A 23,775-nucleotide genomic window follows, 5' to 3' on the forward strand; every position below is an offset into this window, starting at 1 on the left:
AATGGTGCAGATTTCCACTTACTTTCAATTGATGCGCGCAGGATGGGTTTTAGCACGTGAAGGTGTTTTGAGTGCTCTGCCTCACGATGAGCTTAAAGGATTTCCAGCATTCTGTCATCGTATAGCAAGTGCATTAGCGCGACGTAAAACAAAAAAGAAACGACGATCTGAAAATATTTCTTGTGCCATCAATAAGCTTGGGCCTTCTTACATAAAACTTGGACAATTTCTTGCTACAAGACCTGATATTGTTGGACGCGATATTGCTAAAGATTTGGCACAACTACAAGACCGCGTTCAAACATTTTCTTGCCCTGATGCTATTGCACAAATTGAAAATTCGCTTGGTCGCTCTATCAATGATTTATTTATCAATTTTTATCCCCCCATTGCTGCTGCTTCTATCGCCCAAGTTCACCCAGCTGAATATTACGATGAAACTGGTCAGAAAAGAAAATGTGCTGTTAAAGTTATTCGTCCCAATATCAGAACCCGCTTTGCCAGAGATCTTAGAGGATTCTACCTCATTGCTCATTTACAAGAACGTTATATACCAGCTTCTCGACGACTGCGTCCTGTTTGTGTGGTTGACACTTTAGCACAAACCACACGTATTGAGATGGATTTGCGATTAGAAGCAGCTGCCATATCAGAAATGGCTGAAAATATTCAACATGATACAGGTTTTCGGGTTCCAAAAATTGATTGGGAGCGTACAGGGCGTAATGTTCTCACAATGGAATGGATAGATGGTATAAGAATATCTGAAATTTCTGCCCTCAAAAAAGCTGGGTTTGATTTGCAGGCACTCGCAGTTACGCTTATTCAATCTTTCCTTCGTCATACATTACGTGATGGTTTTTTTCATGCCGATATGCATCCTGGTAATTTATTTGTAGATGCACAAGGATGTATTGTTGCTGTTGATTTAGGAATTACAGGGCGGCTTGGAAAAAAAGAAAAGCATTTCCTTGCTGAAATCCTTTATGGCTTTATTACCCGCGATTACCACCGCGTGGCATGTGCCCATTTTGAAGCAGGATATGTCCCTTCACACCACAATATTGAAAGCTTTGCTCAAGCTAACCGTGCTATTGGCGAACCAATCCATGGGCAATCAGCGCAAAGTATTTCCATGGCTAAATTGCTCACACTGTTGTTTGAAGTCACGGAATTGTTTGATATGCAAACACGACCTGAACTTTTATTACTCCAAAAAACTATGGTTGTTGTTGAAGGTGTAGCGCGCACACTAGATCCTCATTTTAATATGTGGAAAGCTTCTGAACCCGTTGTCAGAGAATGGATTAGCAAAAATTTAGGGCCTATAGGAGTGGCAAAGGACTTTAGTGAAGGCGCGCAAGCACTCCTTTCGTTGGCTCGTAAAACACCACAATTGATACACAATTTTCAACGTATGGAAGAAGACCTTAACCAAATCAGAGAAACAGGATTTAATCTTTCTCCTTCCACCCTTAAAAGACTTGCTGTTGAGCAAAGCCGTACCAACCGTTATGGACGTTATAGCCTGTTCATCATTGCACTTTGTTGTGTTTGTCTCACTTTTTACCTTTTTCATCTTTTCTAATCTGTTCAATATGCTAAAAAATACCTATAATGAAATCATTGAAATCATTTTGTCTCTTGGAGGTATTTTATGGCTAGTCTCACCATTCGTAACCTTTCCCCAGAAGTCAAAGAAGCTTTACGTATACGTGCCGCTAAAAATGGTATCTCTATGGAAGAGGAAGCACGCCGTCTTTTAAGCAATCCCAGCGCTTTAACTATACCCCCCTCTCAAGCAAGCGTCCTTGAAGTGCAATCATTGCAATCAAAATCACTTCTTCTCATTATTGGTGGAAGTATTGCAGCTTATAAAGCGCTTGATCTTATTCGCCGTTTACAGGAGCGTGGCGCACACTTAAACATCATCATGACAAAAGCAGCGCAAAAGTTTATTACGCCTTTAGCAGCGGAAGCTCTCAGTGGCCGTACTGTGTATAGCGATTTATTTTCACGCGCAGAAGAATATGATATCGGACATATCCGGTTAGCACGTAATGCTGATCTCATTATTTTAGCGCCCGCCACTGCTAATCGCATTGCAAAAATAGCTAACGGCATAGGAGATGATCTGGCTGATTGTGTGCTTTTAGCAGCACGCTGTCCACTCTTAATTGCACCAGCTATGAACCCAGCAATGTGGGCACATCCTGCAACCATGCGCAATGTCGCAAAATTACGCGCCGATGGCGTTCATATAGTAGGACCAGAAATTGGCACAATGGCTGAGCGTGATGAGACAGGTTGTGGGCGCATGAGTGAACCTTTAACCATTGTAGCAGCAGTAGAAACTCTTTTAGTGATGCAGAAAAAACCGCTTTCTGGGCGTCATTTCATTGTTACTTCTGGTCCTACTCATGAACCTATTGATCCCGTGCGCTATCTTGCTAATCGCTCTTCAGGCAAACAAGGGCATGCCATCGCAACAGCTCTCGCCCATTTGGGCGCTAAAGTAACGCTTATTTGTGGACCAGTTCATCTTGCACCTCCACAAGAGGTAAAAACTATCCATGTCGAAACCGCACATCAAATGTTACAAGCCGTTCAAACCGCATTGCCTGCTGATGGTGCTATTTTTGTCGCCGCTGTTTGTGATTGGCGCAGCCAAACACAATCTTTACACAAGATGAAAAAAAGCGCTCATACAACACCACCATCTTTGCATATGGTAGAAAATCCTGACATTTTAGCAACAATTGGACATGCTGCAAACCGCCCCCCACTCGTGATTGGATTTGCAGCCGAAACCTCTGACCTTATCGTAAATGCGCAAAAAAAATGTATCGAAAAAGGTGCTGATTTCATTCTTGCCAATGATATTTCCCTTCAAGCTGATGGTACTCGTGTCATGGGTGCTGATACAAATCAAGTTTATCTTGTAAGTAAAAAAAATGTTGAAGAATGGCCGCAGATGACAAAACAGCAAGTCGCACAAAAATTGGCAAAGGTTATTGTATCCTTTTTTGAATCACATACTCCCACGCATCTAAAATGAGAAAAAACCGTAGTTTATAAATGACAATAAAAGTTTAGCTTGGAGCTTGGAGCTTGGAGCTTGGAGCTTGGAGCTTGGAGCTTGGAGCTTGGAGCTTGGAGCTTGGAGCTTGGAGCTTGGAGCTTGGAGCTTGGAGCTTGGAGCTTGGAGCTTGGAGCTTGGAGCTTGGAAAATAAATACTCTAAATAGACCACAATGCAAAATAAAAATGAAACGTATTTACTAAATTATCTAAAACTATTTATACGTGTAACTTTTATTGAAAGAACGACCTTCTCTCTTTAGAAAAAAATCCCTATGTCTTCCAATCTATTTATAAAATTACGCGCATTGGTAGATTTTATTGTTACTTGCTCATACTGTTCATTCGCTTTATAGAAAAATTCTAACGCAATTTTCTATACCCCTTGCCTCATCGCCGCTTTATAAGGACGAAGATTTTTAACCACATCGATCTGTAATCAGATTGGTTTCTCTATTGATTTATAATGATCATTTAGCGTTTTGCAACTTGAACAAGAAAGCCGAGTAGCATAGGATTCTTTTATTGCAAATCCTCTTACATTGAAGCAATCAAAATCATTTATTTTCACATCACAAATGAAAGTGGCATGTGGATAAAACTATAAAGAAAAGCAAAAAATACTTTCTATAAATGCTCTCAAATGCAAAAACTATCGCTATATTGGGAGCTAAAAATAAATAATGGTGCCAACTTGCACTTTCATAAGCCGTAAAAATGGTAGCTCTCAATGGACATAGTATTATACTCTTCATAGCTCTTCATTTTAACTACGAATCCTATAAAACCAATCAAATCTCTTTCAGATTGTAAGCCATGTGTAAGGATCATGCCGCATAAGGTCGTACTTTAATTAAAATCTTTAGCTTAGTTTGAGGAATATCGTGTTTTTTTGAAGATTGGATGGTTTGGTTTTGTCATTCACTGTATTTTCTTGACCTCCTCCTCGTCCTAAAGGATAAAGATTTCTATCAGTGCCGATTTTTAAATAATTCGACTTCTCTCGGCGACTCCCTACTGCTGACTATTGGTATGGTTCACTTCATAGGCTCTATGGGCAAGCTTACCCTCATCCTACACCACATTATCTAAAAAAACTTAATAGTAATGTTTTACAAACCTTATACCACTATCCTTAACAACAGTTTTACGGTAGAATTAGAGAAGCTTTTTCATTGTGACCGAAGTCCACGTCATTGATGTGAGTGTATCAGATTTTTGTTACAGTTTACAATTATGGTTGGAGATTATATAATGTATATCTTGCTAGCATAATACGTGTATCTTGTTTTTGATGTTTTTGCTTAAAAAGCTTTTGTCAAATCTACTCCAAAAGATGCATTGCTTTGGGCAGTTTTTCAAAACAAATACCTGCATATGCAATACAATGGTGTTCTATTTTATATGAGGGACGTAACCCCTTTCAATTTTGTCGTAAATCATGATTTGAATATTTTGTTTAACTTTATATCTCTACCCTTGAATGAATGCATAAGAAAACTAAAAATAGACAGAGATAATATTCTTATTTTAACATATGAATGTACTTTATATTAATATTACTATATTGAAGAAAAATATGTTATGGTACTTATAAAATAATACATTGCCATCCCTTGATTATTTATTTTAATCAACAAAGTTATAGGATCTATAAAACTCAGTGCATATGTAAAGCACTCTTTCATCCGTCCCTTGTTTTTACTTTTTTCTTATCTCGTTCGTTGTTATGATTTTTACTGCTGCCTATCGTGCTTTACAGCGTCTTATCACCCCGCAATATCGTATTATGATATTAAAAGCCTTGGGAATTACTTTTGTTGTTCTCGCCATTCTATGGTTAGGTGTGCGCCAACTTTTTATATCCTATTTTTGGCCTTGGGTTGCTGATTTCCTTCCTGGATTACCTAGTTGGGCAGGATGGATAGGATTGGGTATGCTCATTATTTTTAATATTGGTTTAGCTATGCTGATGGCTTTTTTTATTGCCCCAATCACCGCTATGATTGGTGGTTTTTTCATTGATTCTGCTGCTGAAGTTATTGAAAAAGAAGATTATCCAAACGAGCCTGTTGGACATGCTCTGCCGTTTGGGCGCTCTCTAATTCTCTCCTTGAAATTTCTTCTTTTGAGTCTTCTTGGTAATGGAATTGCTTTTATTTTGTTTTTCGTACCAGGTGTCAATTTGATTGCCTTTTATGTTATTAATGGCTTTTTGCTTGGTCGTGAATATTTTGTATTTGCCGCCTACCGTTTTCGCTCAGAACAAGAAGCACATGCCTTTTTACACACCCATTACCTAACAGTTTTTGGTGCGGGTTTGTTAATCGCACTTTTTGTTTCAATTCCCATTCTTAATTTAACAACACCGCTCTTCGCAGCTGCCTTTATGACATACTTACACAAAATGCTTTCGCAAAAAACCACCGCACCTATTTGGCAGAAATAATAGCACTGTCTGAAAACCCAAACAAAGTTCATGCGTAAAGAGTATAAGAAATAGTTATATGCTTTTAAATGAGCGCTTTTATTTCTCTCATACAAGAAATCTCTTGAAAAAAATCTTGCTCTGGTGTTAGCGTTTCGTTAACATAATGTTATCATACCTGTTATTTTTGTAGGCTATTGTGGTCCTGTGGGTATTTTATAAAGCTTCTTTGCTTTAAAAGTGTTGGTGTGAATGGTTCATTGAATATGCGTTTTCATCAAAAGCAAATGAAAAATTTGCCAACCAGTGCAAGGAATGGATTTTGATATCAAAGCAAAATAAATAACCTTAGTTATTAAAACTGTTGAGAGACTTGTTGTAAGGAATACTCTTAATGGAGAAAGTTGCTATGATATTAGAAAAAAGGACAGTGGAGTGGGAGCTATGCATATACTGGTAAAGATATTAAAGAAATTGGTTTATTCAGCTGGCAAAGTGAATCTGAGATCTTAAGTTCTATATTCTTTGAAATCATGTAAAAACTGTATCATATTTACTGTATCATATTTAAAGAAAGGCTATACAGATGAACTGGATTACAAATTATGTTCGCCCTAAAATTAATTCTATATTGGGACGCCGTGAAATTCCAGATAATCTATGGATAAAAGATCCCACTAGTGGTGAAATGGTCTTTCATAAAGATTTGGAGATGAATCAATATGTCATTCCAAGTTCTGGTTATCATATGCGTATCAGCGCTAAAAATCGTCTTATGCATTTTTTTGATGATGGTGTTTATACGCCTCTGGAAAATCCAAAAGTTGTAACAGATCCTTTAAAGTTTCGTGATGAAAAACGCTATATTGACCGATTAAAGGATTATCGTTCTAAACTTGGAGTTGATGACAATATTTTAAGTGCACGAGGTACGATTGAAGGCTTACCAATTATAGCTACCGTCCAAGACTTTGCCTTTATGGGTGGATCCCTTGGTATGGCTTCAGGAGAAGCTATCATCAAAGCTTTTGATACCGCCATTGCCGAAAAATGTCCGTTGGTTCTTTTTGCCGCTTCTGGTGGTGCACGGATGCAAGAAGGAACGCTCTCCTTGATGCAAATGCCTCGTACAACTGTCGCTATTGAAATGCTCAAAGAAGCAAAACTTCCCTATATTGTGGTTCTTACCAATCCAACGACTGGTGGTGTTACTGCTTCTTATGCCATGCTTGGTGATGTTCACATTGCTGAACCTGGTGCTATGATTGGTTTTGCCGGTCCACGTGTGATTCAACAAACGATACGTGAGACTTTACCAGAAGGTTTTCAGAGCAGCGAATATCTGCTAGAACATGGCATGATTGATATGGTCGTATCGCGATTGGAAATGAAAACAACCATTGCACGACTTCTCCGCTTAATGATGAAACATCCTGCAGCTGTTAACCCTTCCAATCCATCTCCAACAGATTCTCATCCTTCGCTTTCTACAACAAAAGCGGCTTAACTTCATGAAAAAAAAACAAGTACAAAGGATGATCAATGAGTTACTGAAAAATTATCCCAAAAAGTTTGATCTCTCTTTAGAACGTATTCTTTACCTTTTAGAATATCTTGGTAATCCACATTTAAAACTCGCTCCTGTTATTCATATTGCTGGAACAAATGGTAAAGGATCGGCCTGTGCAATTTGTCGTGCTCTTTTAGAAAGTGCAGGCTACCACGTTCATGTATATAGCTCACCTCATCTGGTCAATTGGAATGAACGTTTCCGTATAGGACAAATAGGAGGTGGTCAACTTATTACAGAGAGCAAACTGGCTGAGACAATTCGTGAAATTATAAAGGTGTATCGTAAAAACCCAATTACTATTTTTGAAATTCTTACAGCTGCTGCTTTTATGCTGTTTAGTACACATCCAGCTGATGTCGTGATTTTAGAAGTTGGTTTAGGAGGACGTTTTGATGCTACTAACGTGATTCATAAACCAGCTGTCTCTCTTATTATGCCTATTGATTATGATCATGAGACTTTTCTTGGCAACACAATTGCACAAATCGCTTTTCAAAAAGGGGGAATTATCAAACCTGCTGTTCCAGTGGTTATCGGTAAACAAGATCATAATGAAACGCTTTCTGTATTAACAACACTTGCTGATAAAAACAAAGCACCATATTCTCTCTTTGATCAAGATTATCAAAGCTATACAGAACATGGACGCATGATCTTTCAAAATAATCAAGGTCTTATGGATCTGCCGCTCCCTAACCTTGTTGGAACCCACCAAATTGCTAATGCTGGAGCTGCTCTTGAAGCCGTGCATCAAGCAGGTTTCCAGCTCTCAGAACAGGCAATAAGTCATGCTTTACGAAATATTTACTGGCCAGCACGGATGCAACATCTTACGCATGGATATTTGGTTGATCAGCTATCTCCTCATATAGATTTATGGATCGATGGTGGCCATAATCCTGCTGCTGGAAAAGCTATTGCAGCGGAACTGACCAAATGGAGAAAAAAAACAAACCGTCCTTTTATTATGATTTCTGGTATGCTCAATACCAAAGATGCTGTTGGTTATTTTCGTCCGTTAGCAAACCTCATCGATAAAGTTTACACAATCCCATTAACTAACAGTACTGCCGGTATTTGTCCAACGATTTTAGCTGAATCAGCGCGAAAAGCAGGGATTTTTTCCACTCCACAAGCACATTTAAAAGATGCTTTAGAGAAAATTAAGACAGAGTATCAAGATGCTATTGTCCTTATTGCTGGTTCCCTTTATCTTGCCGGTGATATTTTACGTGACAATAAAACACCACCATGTTAAAAATTGATTATTCATGGAGCTTTGAAAGATAGATTTTTAAATCATGCAACTCGATTATGCACTTTATCAACATCCTAAACTTATCACTGTTTTTGGTGGGTCTGGTTTTGTCGGGCGGCATGTCGTGGAAACTTTAACCAAGCGGGGTTATCGTGTTCGTATTGCTGTTCGTCGTCCACAAAAAGCTTATTATATGCTCCAAATAGGAGAAGTAGGGCAAACCCAAATGCTGAAAACCAATATCAAGCATCGCGCTTCTGTTGCACGCGCATTGCTTGGAGCAGACGGTGCTGTCTTTCTTCCTGGTAGCTTAGCACAAGCAAATCAATCAAATTTTCAAAATACACAAATTGATGGTGCAAAAAATGTCGCCGAATTAACAACCCAAGCTGGCATTCCACTTATCTACATGTCTGCGCTTGTAGCCAATCAAAATGCCAAATTCCTTTATGCACGCGTTAAATTTATGAGTGAACAAATCGTTCAGAACACGCATCCTCAAGCAATTATTATGCGCCCATCCGTTATCTTTGGACCAGAGGATTGTTTTTTTAACACTTTAGCAAACTTGTCGTGTTTTTTACCAATCATGCCCCTTTTTGGTGGTGGACAAAGCAAATTACAGCCCATATATGTTGAGGACATCGCTGAATTTGTCGTTCGTGCTTTAGAAGGACAAGTAATCTCTGGAAAAAGTTATGATCTTGGTGGTCCACAAATTATTACATTCCAAAATGCCCTTGAAAATATATTAAACATCATTCATCGTAAGAAAACCATTTTATCTATGCCTCTTTCTGTAGGGCTATTGATGGGAGGCTTTTTGGGAACAATCGGTAAATTGCCTTTCTTGCCAACAATTGTGACAACTAACCAGATACGCTTCTTGCAAGTGGATAATGTTGTTTCTCAAGAAGCTATCAAAAATGGATATACTTTAGAAGGTGCTGGCATTACTCCCAGAGCAATGGCTGCTCTTTTACCAAGTTATCTCTGGCGATTTCGCCCACACGGACAATTTTCCAAAAATTTATCAGCCTAGTGCATATTCTGACAAGAGTTCATCAACATATTGATTTTTTTTTAATTATTTATTTCTTTATCGAGATGGCGAGATAGTGATTTATACAGATAATCTAGCGTTATTCATATTGAATGAAATATCTTGAATATCCTTCTCTCATTTCAAATCTCTCCCATGTTGTATCAATCAAAACCATTCATTTGCACGTTACAAGTGGGACGAGCGTGTGGATAAAAAAATATCAAGAAAGGAATAAAATGGTTCTTATAAATCGTTTGAGATGCCAAGAGCTGTCATAACATTGGGGACTGGCAAGTATAATGATAGTACCGACTTATTACTTCACAAGCGTAAGGATGGAGGTGTTGAATTGAGTGAGAGATATGACAGAGAGTTTTATATTTTCTCATTTTACTCTCCTCTCACGCAGAATTGTAAAAAAGCTTGTACTTGCGTATCACATGAAAACTAGATATGTGAAGAAAAATCGTTCGAAAATGAATTCAATACATTTGAATTGTTTTCATGCGAAAACTCGAGAAATATTAAAGATAAAAAATATCATTATCGTTTTGCTTATTACCTTATAATCATAAGAATGTTGTATCCTATAAATTTTGTACGACTATACTCTTCAGCAGTATTCTTGCACACCAAAATGAGAAGAAAGATAAAATATTCCTTTAAAACAAATATAGAAGTCAGAAATTAATAAGATATTGTTGTTTATAAATGTATATTTTTTGTCATTTCATTCACTTGTAATCTTTTTAAAGAAAAAGAGAAGCCTCTTGATGAAATTTATATGTCTTAGTTGTTTTTCACATAATATAATTTCATATAATTTCGTCACAGTCTTTTTTTACTCTCCTGTTCTCACCGCTTTAAAACAATAAATATTGATAAATTTTGCTTCTTCAATAAAATTGATGAGTCCCTTTATATTTTGTCCGTTACATTCATTGTTTCGATAGATAAAAACGTCTCTATTGCACAAATTTATCGGGATTTTAAAAAGTTTTTTTACATCAAGAAGTCTTGCTATTGGCTTGCATTTTTTTTTAATTTCTCCTACCGTCTGGGAAAAAAATAATTTTAAAGGAATAAAGAATGGCAACTCCAGATTATGTTGTCAAGGATATCGCTCTTGCTGCTTATGGTCGTAAAGAACTGGATATCGCTGAGACAGAAATGCCTGGTTTAATGGCGTGTCGTAAAGAGTTTTCTTCTCTTCAACCTTTGCGGGGAGCGCGCATTTCTGGTTCATTGCATATGACGATTCAAACAGCTGTTTTAATTGAAACATTAACAGCTATCGGAGCTGATGTGCGGTGGAGTTCTAGCAATATTTTTTCTACACAAGATCACGCAGCAGCCGCTATTGCAGCCACTGGTATCCCTGTTTTTGCAGTTAAGGGAGAAACATTGCAAGAATATTGGACTTATATAGATGCCATTTTCCAATGGCCAGATGGTAACCCTGCAAATCTTATTTTAGATGATGGCGCTGATGCTACAAATTATATTTTGGTGGGATGCCGTGCGGAAGCAAATAAAGATATTCTCTCTCATCCTAAAACAGAAGAAGAAGGATTCTTTTTCAAACAAATCCAAAAGCGTATGGAAACTACGCCAGGTTTTTTCACACGACAGCGCGCAGCAATCAAAGGTGTGAGTGAAGAAACCACAACAGGTGTAAACCGTCTTTATCAATTACAAAAGGAAGGGCTTTTGCCTTTTCCTGCCATTAATGTCAATGATAGTGTCACAAAATCAAAATTTGATAATAAATACGGATGTCGAGAGTCACTCGTAGACGGTATTCGGCGTGCAACAGATGTTATGATAGCTGGTAAAACAGCCATTGTCTGTGGATATGGAGATGTGGGTAAAGGTTCAGCAGCCTCTCTTTCAGGTGCTGGAGCGCGCGTTAAAGTAACAGAAATTGATCCAATCTGCGCCCTTCAAGCGGCTATGGATGGCTATGAAGTCGTGAACCTAGATGATGATGCTTCTAGCGCCGATATTATCATCACCACGACAGGCAATAAAGACATTGTCCGCTTAGACCATATGCGACAATTAAAAGATATGTGCATCCTTGGAAATATTGGGCACTTTGATAATGAAATCCAAGTATCAGCTCTTAGAAATTTGCCATGGACAAATATTAAACCTCAAGTCGATATGATTACCTTTCCCGATGGAAAACGTATCATTTTGCTTTCTGAAGGCCGATTACTTAACCTTGGTAATGCTACGGGGCATCCTTCTTTTGTTATGTCGGCCTCGTTTACAAACCAAGTTTTAGCGCAAATTGAACTCTTTACCCGCTCAGGGCACTATAAAAATGAAGTGGCTATTTTACCGAAACATCTTGATGAAAAAGTTGCCCGCCTTCATCTTGATCGGCTAGGAATAAAATTAACCACTTTATCAGAAGAACAAGCGGCCTATATTGGAGTCACACCACAAGGACCTTATAAACCAGATCATTATCGTTATTAAAATGTTCTCTTTGGTTAAAAGAAAAAGGAAAAGGCGCCGTGCTTTGCTGTGGTGATTATGCCCCCTCAAAAAAAGCTCAAAAAATGATGCGAACTTTCGCGTGTATTTTTTGTCTTTTTTTCCTTTTTTTTCCCAAATGCGTTGTTGCTCAATCATTGGAAATGATTTTACCATTTACTTTTCCAGATGGTCCATGGCTCCTTTTAGCACTGTGTGGAGGAATTTTTTGCGCCTCACTTTTTATGTGTATCGCTGTTATTACGCGTGCAAAAAAAGTGGCAGGAAACCCCCTGCAGAAAACTCAAGTAGAGCTTTTTGAAAAACTTCAATATTATGAATGGCTTTTAAAAGAAACGGGACAATCTCTTCTTATTTGGGAAAACCCAAGCGCTTTACCTCGCGTGGTTGGTAACATTCCTGTATTACAAAATTTAGGAATTGATCAGCAAGATTTTCAGTGTTTCGAGCTCTGGCTTGAAGAAAATTCAAGACGAGAACTTGACCATGCATTAACGCAATTGCGTTACGAATCTCACCCTTTTGAATTGTCTATCACCACGATAAATAATACGCTGTTACAAGTGACAGGGGTCATTGCTGGAACAGTCGCCATTGCACGCTTTCAAGACATCTCAATACAGCAAAGCGAAAATGCGCACTTAAAAAAAGATATCGCTAAAATCCTTATAGAACTGAGAATGCAGCGTAATCTTCTTGATCGTATTCAAGAACCGGTATGGATACGAGATTGTGAAGGAAAAGTTTGTTTTGTTAATCGTGCCTTTCGAGAAATGACCGGCTTTCGAGAAGATAGTCATGAAATAGATGATCTTTTCAATGAAACAACACAACGAAAAACCGATGAGGTCGAAACAATTTTTCAAGAGCATGTTCATACGGTTATTGATGGAGAACGGCATTGTTTTCATCTTACACGAATTACAACAGCTGAAGGAATGGCAGCTTTTGCACATGATGACAGCTCCTATGAAAATCTTGCCAATGAGCTCAAACGTGTTCTGCAAAGCCATTGTGAAACACTTGATCAAATTTCAACAGCTGTTGCTATTTTTGATAACAACCAAAAGTTAAAATTCTGCAATCATGCTTTTAAAATTTTATGGCCATTGGAAAGTACTTTTTTAGAAAGTGAACCAAGCCATACATTGCTGCTTGAACGTCTGCGTGAAAAAGGGCTCATTGCAGAACATCCTGATTGGCGCACATGGAAAGAAGAACTTTTTAAAGCCTATCAACAAACGGAAGCCAATCAACAAATTTGGAATCTTCCAGATGGGCGCACGGTGCGTGTTATTTCCAGCCCTCATCCACAAGGAGGCGTCACTTGGCTTTATGAAAATCTTACAGAAAAAATTGATCTTGAACGACGCTACAATACACTCATTAAAATACAAGGCGAAACGCTTGATAAACTTTCAGAAGGTGTGGTGGTTTTTGGCACGGATGGACGCCTTCGTTTATCAAATCCTGTTTTATCGAAATTATGGTCTCTCCCCTATAACTTATTGGTAGAAGGTACCCATATTACCCAATTGCAAAACCATTGTTCAACTTTAACCATGGGAAGAGAATGGGATCAATTTACTAGATTTATTACAGGTTTTGCTGAAAAACGCGATATATATTCAGGTCGTATAGACCTTAAAAATGGCATGATCCTTGATTACAAATTGGTACCACTTCCCGATGGGCAAACAATGCTTAATTTCGTTAATGTTACAGATACTGTTCATGTCGCACGTGCTCTTCAAGAAAAAAATGATGCCTTAGAAAGTGCTGATCGTTTGCGTAATGAATTTGTTCAACATGTTTCCTATGAACTGCGTACACCTCTCACCAATATTATTGGATTTTCTGATATTTTATGCGATCAAATTTTTGGCACTCTTAATGAACGCCAAAAAGAATATCTTGGACACATCCATTCAGAATCAGGCACCCTTTTAAATATTGTTAATGACATTCTTGACCTTGCAACTCTTGATGCAGGTATTATGGAGCTAGACATACAACCAGTGAATATTGCCGATGCCATGATACAAGCAGTCACACGTGTCGAAGAACGCCTTAATGGGCGCCATATCACGCTTTTACAACAAATTTCTCCTTCTTTAAATTGTATCTCTGCTGATGCAACACGTTTGCATCAAATTTTTGTTAATGTTCTCAGCAACGCCATTAATTTCGCACCTGAAGCAAGCACGATTGAATTTTGTGTCGATGAACAAGATGATAATATTATCTTTAGTGTTCATAACGAGGGGTCTGATATTCCAGAAGATATCCTAGATCGCATTTTCAAACGTTTTTCTTCCCATTCACATCATGGTGGACGTGCGGGAGCGGGTCTTGGTCTGTCCCTTGTTAAAAGCTTTGTCGAACTCCATGGTGGACATGTTGAAATTCTTACTGGTACCGGACAAGGAACAACAGTTAAATGTTTTTTTCCGATTTCCAAAGGAGATAAAGTTTTTTAATCTCGTCTTTTATTGTTACAATTTTTTATCCATGGCATGGAATTGTTCATGAATTTTCGTTTTTTTCTTGAAAATGAAGAAGCAACTAGGCTTTTCGCGCAAGACTTAGCCCTTGCTTTAAAACCAGGTGATCTGGTGACGCTGCAAGGTGATCTTGGAGCAGGAAAATCAACTATCGCACGGACAATTATCCACACACTTGCCAATGACACAACTCTCGATGTTCCAAGCCCTACCTTCACTCTCGCCCAAAATTATCAACTTCCACAATTGGAAATTGTTCATGCAGACTTTTACCGCCTTTCTATGGCAGAAGAAATTGATGAATTAGGGCTTTATGAAGCACGTGAAAGTAGCATTTTACTCATTGAATGGCCAGAAAAAGGTGCTGATCTTTTAGGACCCTTTACCTTCGCACTTACTTTACAACATGAAGGTTGTGGGCGTCATGTAACTCTCATATCTGCACCAAATTCTCTTGAGCGTCTTCAGCGTTCTTTTGCAATTCGCGCATTTTTAACAGCCCATGGGCGCGGTCAAGTTCATCGTCATTTTCTAGCTGGTGATGCCTCTGCACGCACCTATGAACTTCTGGATGATGGACAGCATAGGGAAGTTCTCATGGATGCACCAACCATGCAAAGGGAACAAAACACTGATCTCTCTTACATAACAAAGGCACAGCTTGCACAAGATATTCGTCAATTTGTCGGAATTAATCAGCTTCTTTTAGAGAATGGATTTTCTGCTCCCCATATCTTTGTTGAAGACTTTGAAAAAGGTCTTTTGATTCTTGAAAATTTAGGATGTGATGGAATTTTAGATCAAAACGGTTCTCCTTTAGAAGAACGCTATATCGCCTGTAGCGAATTACTGGCTACCTTTCATCAAAAGTCGTGGTCTGCAGAGAAGCAATTTACAACATTTTTGTTGCAAATTCCCTCCTATGATTGCCAAGCACTCCAAGCAGAACTCTCCTTATTTGTAGACTGGTATGTACCCTTTCAAACACAAAAAACTTTAGATCAAGAACAGTGTAAAGCTTTTTTTGCTTATTGGAAGCCCTATCTTGATAGTCTTGCTCAAGGTGAAAAAACCTTTGTTATGCGTGATTATCATTCGCCCAATATTCTTTGGCGTGCACAAAAAAAAGGAATCGATCGCATTGGTCTGATTGATTTTCAGGATGGCTTAATAGGTCCAACAGCTTATGACCTCGTTTCTTTAGGGCAAGATGCACGTGTATTTATTTCCCCAACATTGGAGACAAAAATTCTCGATGTCTATTGCAATGCACGCCATCAAGCACCACGCTCGTTTGATGAAAGTGAATTCCGCAAGCTTTATGCAATTGCTGGTGCCCAACGCGCTTCTAAAGTTCTAGGGATTTTTATACGCCTTCATAAACGTGATGGGAAATCATCGTATCTTCAATATCTCCCTTACGTGCAAGATTATCTTGTCCGCAATCTCTCAAACCCCTTACTTGCTCCTTTACAAAATTTTTATCAAGAATTAGGATTCCTTTCAAAAGTAGAATAGATGCAGGTATTCTTAACCTTTGTAAAAATACTTTCTCCTCCCATCATTCATTTTTACTGTAGAATATAAAATGACACATTCTTTTTTATTTCTTCAAAATTTTCTATGAAAATTAATAAATATTCTCTGAAAAACTGATTTTTAAAATTCTTACAAAGTGATAGGTAAATTTTTTCAAAATAATATTATCTGTAAGCAATACTTTCATATTGCAGCATATCATCAGTACGGAAAGTTTCTTATTTATGCTATGCAATGAATTGCAAATATCCTTGCAAAGCAAAAGTTTTTTAAATTTAACCGTTGCTCTTTATAGAGCCTGTTTTGATTCGATCCTGAATCCTAAGGCATTCTTTGTGCAAAAATTATGAGAAAAGTTCTTTATCTTCTTGCGCAAAAATTTAAGCCATATCGATCTATTGCGATTTTTTATAGGATGAAACGCGAAATCTCCTGTAAAAATGTCGCTTTTCGGTTTTTCCTCCCATAAAAATTGTATAAAGTGGAAACAGTACAAATAATCAATAAGATGGAATATTTCCACGCATCCCAATGAGATCACATGACTTATAAACCACGTGTCTTTTCTATTTCTCCGGGAACATCTTTTCTACCGCATTTTGTCGATGCACTGTTTTCTCACACTCTTATTGATAATTTTGCAGCAAATGGGGATATCCAAACTGCCCTTGCAGATACCCTCATTTATGTACCAACGCGCCGTGCTGCCCGTGCTTTGCGTACAGCCTTTGTTGAAAGAAGTGAGACTAAATCCACCTTCTTACCAACCATTCGCGCTCTAGGAGATGTGGATGAGGAGAGCTTTCTTTTTGATGACAATCATATCCACATGCTCAAGCCTCCCATTGGAGAAAGTGAACGCCTCCTGCTTCTCGCACGTCTCATTCGTCCATGGCGTGAAAATTTACCAAATCATTTGCGTGCCATGTTTGGTACAGAAGACGTGCTGATTCCTGCTCATACTGCTGATGCAATTTGGCTTGCTCAAGATTTAGCGCAGTTGATGGATGAAATGGAAACAGAAGCTGCAGATTGGTCAAAACTTCAAGAAATTTCTCCCGATATGGTTGCCGAATGGTGGCAAATAACGCTCGATTTCCTTACCATTGTCACACAAAGTTGGCCACAAATCTTACAAGAAAGAGGGCGAAGTAATCCAGCTGCATGGCGCAATCAAGCTCTTAAAATACACACTGAAACTTTACGGCGGACTTGTCCTGATAAGCCTATCATTGCGGCTGGTATATCGGGTTCTATTCCTGCTGTCTCTCATCTTTTAAAGGTTATTGCCTCTCTGCCCAAAGGTGCTGTTGTTCTTCCTGGACTTGATCTTTATATGGATGAAGAACAATGGGAGGCTTTGGGCACAACTTATAGCGAAAAAACAACTGATGATGTTTTCGACCATACAACGAATGTTTTTAGCCATCCTCAATATCACTTAAAAAAACTTCTCTCTCTTATGGGATGTCACCGCATTGATGTGCGCGAAATTGGTCAACAAAGCGCAATACAGAAAAGGCGTTCTGCTCTCTTATCAGAAGCACTGCGACCAGCCTCAACAACGCAGCATTGGGTACAAATTGTCCGCGATGATTATGAAGATCTTTGTGCCAATTGGTCATTCATTGAAGCTGTAAATGAGCGTGAAGAAGCACTCACTATTGCTGTTGCTTTACGTAATGCCATTGAAGAGCCTCAAAAAACCGCAGCTCTTATTACCAATGATCGCAATCTAGCACGCCGTGTCACAGCTGAATTACAGCGTTTTGGTATTGAAGCAAATGATTCAGGCGGAATGCCACTTGCTCAAACGTTGCCTGCAACCCTCTTACGACTTATTTTAGAAAATATCTTACAATCTCATGACCCTATTGCTTTTCTTTCCCTTCTTAAACACCCTCTCACAACACTCAGACAAAATCGTCACCACTTACGCGAAAAAGCAGAAAATTTCGAACTCTTTGTTCTTCGAGGAAATACAGACCGTATTCATCTTTGCGAATGCGATCAATTTCTTGAAAAATGGATAGAAAGATATTCCCATCATATTTTTGAAAACAACGTTCTTGATCAACAAAACTATGAAGAAGCACGCCTGCTTTGTGATCTTTTGGTTAAAGCCGTGGAGCCTTTAGCCTCTCTCATGACACAAGAGAGGGAATGTACCATCAGTGAAGCCGCAGTAGCAACAGTTGAAGTTTTTGAAAATTTTGGGCGTGATGAAAACGATTCTCTTGTGCACCTATATCAACATGAAGCCGGACAAGCTCTTTTGGCTTTTTTGCGTGAATTGGTGAGTGATCAATCAGGATTAACATTCTCTCTTTGTGAATGGCCAGCTATATTTTCAGCCCTAATCGCAACGCGCTCTGTTACCCCTTCGCCTGGAGGACATCCACGTTTATTCATCTGGGGCACTTTGGAATCACGTTTGCAAACCGTTGATACCGTGGTTATCGGTGGTCTTAATGAAGGATCATGGCCTATTACAACCCGCAATGATGCTTTTTTATCGAGACCAATGAAAATGATGTTAACGCTTGAACCACCAGAACAGCGTATTGGTCTTTCTGCCCATGACTTTCAGTGGGCTATGGGAATGAATAATGTGGTGATGAGCCGAGCAATACGGGTTAACCATACTCCTTCACTTCCTTCACGTTGGCTCCAGCGCTTAGAAACAGTTATCGGAAAGCAAGTTTGGCAACAAATCCGTGCACGTGGTGAAATATTTCTTCATTGGGCGAAAATGCTTGATCATACAGAGAACATTGCTGGTGCGACCCGTCCTTGCCCTGTCCCCCCCCTTGAGACACGTCCACGCCATTTTTCCGTCACCGAAATTGCAACATTGCGCTATGATCCTTATGCGATTTATGCCAAAAAAATCTTGCGTCTCAAACCGCTGAAGGCTCTCATTCATGCTCCTAGCGCTGCCGAGCGTGGAACGCTTTATCACGCTATTCTTGCTGCTTTTTGTCAACAAGTAAAAAATCCAAATGCTGCAAATGCACTCGATGTACTCCTCAATATCGGGCGTCAAGAATTTGATAAATTTAATTTGCCTGCCGATATTGAAGCAATCTGGTGGAACAATTTTGAAAATCTTGCTCCGCTTTTGCTGCAATGGGAACAAAGTTTAGGACCTCGAGAACGACATGCTGAAGTGGTATCACAAAAAATACCTATAGGTACAACAGGCGTAACCCTTTCAGGGCGTGCTGATCGTATTGATGTCTTACCAAACAAAATGGTTGAAATTGTTGATTTTAAAACCAGCACTCCCCCCTCATCCAAAGAAGTTCGCAACTTATTGTTTCCACAATTGGCATTGGAAACAGCTTTGCTTATGCAAGGTGCTTTTACAGATTTTCAAAATCTTATCCCTATCAATTTATCTTATATCGCTCTTAACAAAAAAGGTAAAATTATTCCCCAATCAATTTTTTCAAAGAAAGGAGAAAAAGAGCACCAAAGTGCCATTGATCTTGGTGAAAAAGCATGGGAACACCTTATCGCATTAATGAACCATTATCAGAATCCACAACAAGGTTATCTTTCACATGCAGTCCCCATAGCAACACGATATGAAGGGGACTATGACCATCTGGCACGCTTATGGGAATGGTCAAGTGGACTTCAGAAAGCGGATCAATCATGACTTTTTTTTCTATTCCTGAAGCAGCCCTTGATGCACAAGCAACAGCGACACATCCAAAAATAAATGTATGGGTTTCTGCAAATGCAGGATCTGGAAAAACCCACGTTTTAAGTGAACGCGTCATTCGGTTGCTTTTAAATGGTACCCCTCCAGCACGTATTTTATGCCTTACTTATACAAGAGCTGCTGCTGCCGTTATGCAATCGCGAATTTTTCGCACCCTTTCCAACTGGAATGAATTGGACGACACACAGCTACAACAAACCTTATCACAGCTTGAAAAGAAGCCCATCAACGCGCAAAAATTGACCTATGCACGTCAACTCTTTGCGCGTGCCTTAGAGACTCCAGGGGGCTTAAAAATTCAAACTATTCACGCATTTTGTGAATCTCTTTTGCATCAATTTATGTTAGAAGCAAATATCGCCGGACATTTCGAACTACTTGATGATATCCGTCGAAAAAAACTCCTCGAAGAATCCCGTCGCCAGCTTTTGGAGCATAAAGATGCACAGGCTTCTTTGAAACAGCTCCTTAACGTTATCAGTGAGAACACCTTTAACCAATTGTTGTATGAATCAACTGAAAAACAACATAAATTGTCTGGTTTTTTGACCTCTCTTCTGTCTGAAAATGGTGAGGAAAAATTGCGTGCGCTCTTTCAGTTAGCACCCAATGATACAAATGAACAATTGTTAGAAAACATTCAACAAACTGCCTGCTTACCTCTTTATGCTCTTACACATTGCAAAACCTATGGCAATAAGAGCCTGAAGGATATGATCGCGAAATTTTCCCAATTAAAAGACACTTGTGATGAAACAAATATTATCGATATTATTTCCGATATTTACTTTAAAACAACAGGAGAACCGCGCAATTTTTCACGTTTATCTTGTAAAAAAGCAGATGAAATCTGGCCTTTTATTCAACAAATGATTGCAGATAAACAAAGCAAACTTTCTGTTCTTTTAGAAAAATATCAATGTGCAAAAATTGCCTCACTTAATAGGGCTGCTTTTCATATTTGTGCTCTGTATCTTAAAATCACCGCAAATCTTAAAAAAGCTAATGGCCTCTTAGATTTTGATGACCTCATTGAGCGTACGCTCCACTTGTTAAAGCGTAAAGGTGCAAGCCAATGGGTGCACTATAAACTTGACAATGGTCTTGATCATATTTTGCTTGATGAAGCACAAGATACCAACCCTGAGCAATGGCAAATTCTTCAGCTTTTGGTGCAAGAATTTTTCACAGGGCATGGTCAACGTACAAATATCCGTACTCTTTTTGCTGTCGGAGATGAAAAGCAATCCATCTATTCTTTTCAAGGGGCAGCTCCAGAAAATTTTGCTGAAAATGGACGAATAATTCAAAAAAAAGTGCAGCAGATCAATCAGAAATTTGAAAAAATACAACTCAATTATTCTTTTCGCTCTACAGCTGATGTCCTTAAAAGCGTCGACCTTGTTTTTGAAACACCAGAAAATTATAAAGGGCTTTCAGCAGAAAATACAAAGACAGTGCATGAAGCCATTCGTGTTCACAGCCCAGGTGATGTTATTGTATGGGATGCTTTCTCTAAAGAAAAAAATGAACTTCCTGATGAGTGGCATTTAAGCGTTGAGCATTTCAACACACCTGAAAGACGTTTGGCAGAAAAAATTGCTGAAACAATTGCCGGCTGGTTACAAAACGGAGAAATACTACAAGCAAAAGGACGCCGTATGCGTGCCAGTGACATTATGGTCTTGGTACGCAAACGTGATCATTTTGTTTCTGCTCTCTCCCGCGCCCTTAAACAACGCAATATTCCTGTAGCGGGTGCTGACCGTTTACAACTCACCAACCATATGAGTGTGCGTGATTTAATGGCGCTGGCACGTTTTGTCTTGCAACCAAAAGATGATCTTTCTCTTGCTTGTGTTTTAAAAAGTCCACTTTTTGCTCTGAGCGAAGAGGAGCTTTTTCAGCTTGCTGCTCATCGTCAAGACTCCCTTTGGCAAAGCCTTTGTATGCACGCTTCATCACAAGCATCTTTTAAAGATGCTTGTGAAAATTTAAATCACTATCGCGCTCTCGTGGATAAAATACCGGTTTTTGAATTTTATAGCTATATTTTAAACAATGATAATGGACGACAGAAAATCCTCGCCCGCTTAGGAGTGGAAGCAAATGATGTGCTTGATGCCTTTATGGATTATACACTCACTATTCAAAAAACTGGTTTACCAGGGCTGCAAGCTTTTTTGGAAACACTCACTGTAAATGATCCAGAAATTAAACGCGAGTTTGATCAAAATCACGAAGAAATTCGTATTATGACGGTTCATGCCGCAAAAGGACTAGAAGCTCCTGTTGTCTTTCTGGTTGATCCAGGGAGTGCTATTTGGCATCCTCAACACTCACCCCACTTGCTTGAGACACCTTCAAATCATGGGCAAGGTCGTGATCAACAAGCGTTTATTTGGCGTCCCAATGAAAAATTCGATACAAAACTCTCTAAACAAGCATTGTCATGCTTAAAAGAACGCGCAGAAGAAGAATATAGGCGTCTGCTCTATGTAGGAATGACACGTGCTGAAGACCGATTGTTCGTTTGTGGATATCGTAGTGAAAAAACTTCCCCTCAGACATGGTTACAATTGGTAAAAAATGCTCTTAAACCCCATGCCGTTGCTATAGAAGGTCCAGCAGAAGATATTGAGGCTTGGCATTATTGCATTACACCTTCTTCTCCCTCTCTAAATGAGGAAAGACTTTGTGCTGAGTGCCAAACACTCCCATCTTTGCCTGCTTTTTTTTCTCATAAAGTTCCAGCAGAACCAGTTCTACCCAAACCGTTGAGACCCTCTGTTGCTAGCCTTTCTATTGAAGCTGATCCTGAGATTTCCTCTCATCCCAAATATCTTAATCTTTCACCTGTCTTAGGAGAAAAAAATACTAACAGAGCTTTTTTCATTGAATATGGTAATATTGTCCACCGATTGCTGCAACACTTGCCCAATTGCCCCCCTCAAAAACGTCGCGATTATGCCCAACACTATCTCAATAGCAAGGTCTCTCATTGGCAGAAGACACAAAGAGAAAAGGCTCTTTGTCATGTTTGGCAGATTTTAGATCATGTCTATCTTGCCCCTCTCTTCTCTGAACATTCGCGTGCTGAAGTTCCTTTAATGGGTATTGTCAAAATTCGTGGAAAAGAACAAGCAATTTCCGGACAAATTGACCGTCTCTACATCACAGAAAAGAGCATAATTTTTGCGGATTTTAAAACAGGAGTACCACCTGAAAATGAAGCTGCTATCCCTCCACACCATTTGTTGCAAATGGCTCTTTACCACAAATTGCTTCAAGCTATTCATCCAGACAAAGAGATCCAAGCTCTTCTTGTTTACAGTAAAGATGTAAAAGTTTTTAAGCTTCTTCCGAGAAAACTCGAGGTGATTCTTGATGAAATTGCATGATAAAGCAAAAAAACCTTTTTCACAAAGCTTATTATCATTTATCTTTGTAATAACTTGATATGAAGCGTTATCGTACCAATCTATAGAAGTGAATATAAAGGACAAATCAATGACATGTATAAAAGTTGATAAGAGCAATTTCGAAAGTGAAGTTCTGACCTCCTCTACCCCTGTTGTGGTTGATTTTTGGGCAGAGTGGTGTGGGCCTTGCAAAATGATTGCTCCGATTTTAGATGAAATTTCCATGGAAATGCAAAATCAAGTCAAAATTGCCAAAGTGAATATCGATGAAAATCCAGAACTGGCTACCCAATATGGAGTACGCTCGATTCCTACCTTATTGATGTTCAAAGGTGGAAATGTTGCATCAAATATGGTTGGTGCTGCGGCCAAAGGGCGTATTTCCGAGTGGATCAAAGGACTTCTTTAAATCTTCTTATATAGTGATTTTTCTAGAAAAAGGAGAGAACATATCTCTCCTTTTTCTATGATTTTTGAGAACAGTTTTTCTTCTTTTAAAACTTATCTGTTAAAAAAATATCTCTTAAAGAGCCTAAATCCATTTCCCGATAGTTCCATGAATAGTATCATGATAAAGTCTATTGAAAATCCGCCATCTTTACGCTTATGAAGAGCAAATCTGTATTATCTCTTTTAGCCACCAATGTTTTCTATAATCCTTGGCACCTAAGGCGGTTCATAGGAAGTATTT

General features: G+C 38.8%; 12 protein-coding genes. All 12 read left to right on the forward strand.

Annotation, left to right across the window (positions count from 1 at the left end; translation table 11 throughout):
• Position 1: 1 nt before the first annotated feature.
• The 12 genes from ubiB (at position 2) to trxA (ending at position 23,493) form a co-directional block, all read left to right on the forward strand.
• Positions 2-1,588, forward strand: a complete 1,587-nt coding sequence (gene ubiB, locus PVV64_RS00040; protein ID WP_273759042.1) for a 2-polyprenylphenol 6-hydroxylase — start codon at positions 2-4, stop codon at positions 1,586-1,588.
• Between the two features lie 69 nt (positions 1,589-1,657).
• Entirely contained in the window at positions 1,658-3,058 is a 1,401-nt protein-coding gene (gene coaBC, locus PVV64_RS00045; protein WP_273759043.1) for a bifunctional phosphopantothenoylcysteine decarboxylase/phosphopantothenate--cysteine ligase CoaBC, read from the forward strand.
• Between the two features lie 1,751 nt (positions 3,059-4,809).
• On the forward strand, positions 4,810-5,529 hold the full coding sequence (locus tag PVV64_RS00050; protein WP_273759044.1) for a sulfate transporter family protein: 720 nt from the start codon (positions 4,810-4,812) through the stop codon (positions 5,527-5,529).
• A 565-nt stretch (positions 5,530-6,094) separates the two neighbouring features.
• Positions 6,095-7,015, forward strand: coding sequence for an acetyl-CoA carboxylase, carboxyltransferase subunit beta (gene accD / locus PVV64_RS00055; RefSeq protein WP_273759045.1), 921 nt, complete (start codon positions 6,095-6,097; stop codon positions 7,013-7,015).
• A 4-nt stretch (positions 7,016-7,019) separates the two neighbouring features.
• The gene (locus PVV64_RS00060) at positions 7,020-8,339 is read left to right on the forward strand and encodes a folylpolyglutamate synthase/dihydrofolate synthase family protein (RefSeq protein WP_273759046.1); all 1,320 of its coding nucleotides are present in this window, start codon (positions 7,020-7,022) and stop codon (positions 8,337-8,339) included.
• 43 nt (positions 8,340-8,382) lie between these two features.
• Positions 8,383-9,381 carry a complex I NDUFA9 subunit family protein gene (locus tag PVV64_RS00065; RefSeq protein WP_273759047.1) on the forward strand — a complete coding sequence of 333 codons (999 nt, stop codon included), beginning with the start codon at positions 8,383-8,385 and terminating at the stop codon, positions 9,379-9,381.
• 1,092 nt (positions 9,382-10,473) lie between these two features.
• Positions 10,474-11,871 carry an adenosylhomocysteinase gene (gene ahcY / locus PVV64_RS00070; RefSeq protein ID WP_273759048.1) on the forward strand — a complete coding sequence of 466 codons (1,398 nt, stop codon included), beginning with the start codon at positions 10,474-10,476 and terminating at the stop codon, positions 11,869-11,871.
• Positions 11,872-11,909: 38 nt separating this feature from the next.
• Positions 11,910-14,369 (forward strand): PAS domain-containing sensor histidine kinase, encoded by a 2,460-nt coding sequence (locus PVV64_RS00075; protein ID WP_273759049.1) that lies wholly within the window; start codon positions 11,910-11,912, stop codon positions 14,367-14,369.
• A 48-nt stretch (positions 14,370-14,417) separates the two neighbouring features.
• Positions 14,418-15,911, forward strand: a complete 1,494-nt coding sequence (gene tsaE / locus PVV64_RS00080) for a tRNA (adenosine(37)-N6)-threonylcarbamoyltransferase complex ATPase subunit type 1 TsaE (protein ID WP_273759050.1) — start codon at positions 14,418-14,420, stop codon at positions 15,909-15,911.
• A 562-nt stretch (positions 15,912-16,473) separates the two neighbouring features.
• The gene (gene addB, locus PVV64_RS00085; RefSeq protein WP_273759051.1) at positions 16,474-19,596 is read left to right on the forward strand and encodes a double-strand break repair protein AddB; all 3,123 of its coding nucleotides are present in this window, start codon (positions 16,474-16,476) and stop codon (positions 19,594-19,596) included.
• The gene (addA, locus tag PVV64_RS00090; protein ID WP_273759052.1) at positions 19,593-23,063 is read left to right on the forward strand and encodes a double-strand break repair helicase AddA; all 3,471 of its coding nucleotides are present in this window, start codon (positions 19,593-19,595) and stop codon (positions 23,061-23,063) included. The genes addB and addA overlap by 4 nt, the downstream gene beginning before the upstream one ends.
• Before the next feature lie 109 nt (positions 23,064-23,172).
• Positions 23,173-23,493, forward strand: a complete 321-nt coding sequence (gene trxA, locus PVV64_RS00095) for a thioredoxin (RefSeq protein WP_273759053.1) — start codon at positions 23,173-23,175, stop codon at positions 23,491-23,493.
• Positions 23,494-23,775: the final 282 nt, after the last annotated feature.

The sequence above is a fragment of the Bartonella sp. ML70XJBT.G genome (assembly GCF_028618575.1).
Classification (GTDB): Bacteria; Pseudomonadota; Alphaproteobacteria; order Rhizobiales; family Rhizobiaceae; genus Bartonella.

Bases quoted from the DNA above. Each gene is read 5' to 3' on its own strand.
- addA (WP_273759052.1), top strand. From the start codon at position 19,593: ATGACTTTTTTTTCTATTCCTGAAGCAGCCCTTGATGCACAAGCAACA.
- PVV64_RS00065 (WP_273759047.1), top strand. From the start codon at position 8,383: ATGCAACTCGATTATGCACTTTATCAACATCCTAAACTTATCACTGTT.
- trxA (WP_273759053.1), top strand. From the start codon at position 23,173: ATGACATGTATAAAAGTTGATAAGAGCAATTTCGAAAGTGAAGTTCTG.
- PVV64_RS00050 (WP_273759044.1), top strand. From the start codon at position 4,810: ATGATTTTTACTGCTGCCTATCGTGCTTTACAGCGTCTTATCACCCCG.
- ahcY (WP_273759048.1), top strand. From the start codon at position 10,474: ATGGCAACTCCAGATTATGTTGTCAAGGATATCGCTCTTGCTGCTTAT.
- tsaE (WP_273759050.1), top strand. From the start codon at position 14,418: ATGAATTTTCGTTTTTTTCTTGAAAATGAAGAAGCAACTAGGCTTTTC.
- PVV64_RS00060 (WP_273759046.1), top strand. From the start codon at position 7,020: ATGAAAAAAAAACAAGTACAAAGGATGATCAATGAGTTACTGAAAAAT.
- addB (WP_273759051.1), top strand. From the start codon at position 16,474: ATGACTTATAAACCACGTGTCTTTTCTATTTCTCCGGGAACATCTTTT.
- coaBC (WP_273759043.1), top strand. From the start codon at position 1,658: ATGGCTAGTCTCACCATTCGTAACCTTTCCCCAGAAGTCAAAGAAGCT.
- ubiB (WP_273759042.1), top strand. From the start codon at position 2: ATGGTGCAGATTTCCACTTACTTTCAATTGATGCGCGCAGGATGGGTT.
- accD (WP_273759045.1), top strand. From the start codon at position 6,095: ATGAACTGGATTACAAATTATGTTCGCCCTAAAATTAATTCTATATTG.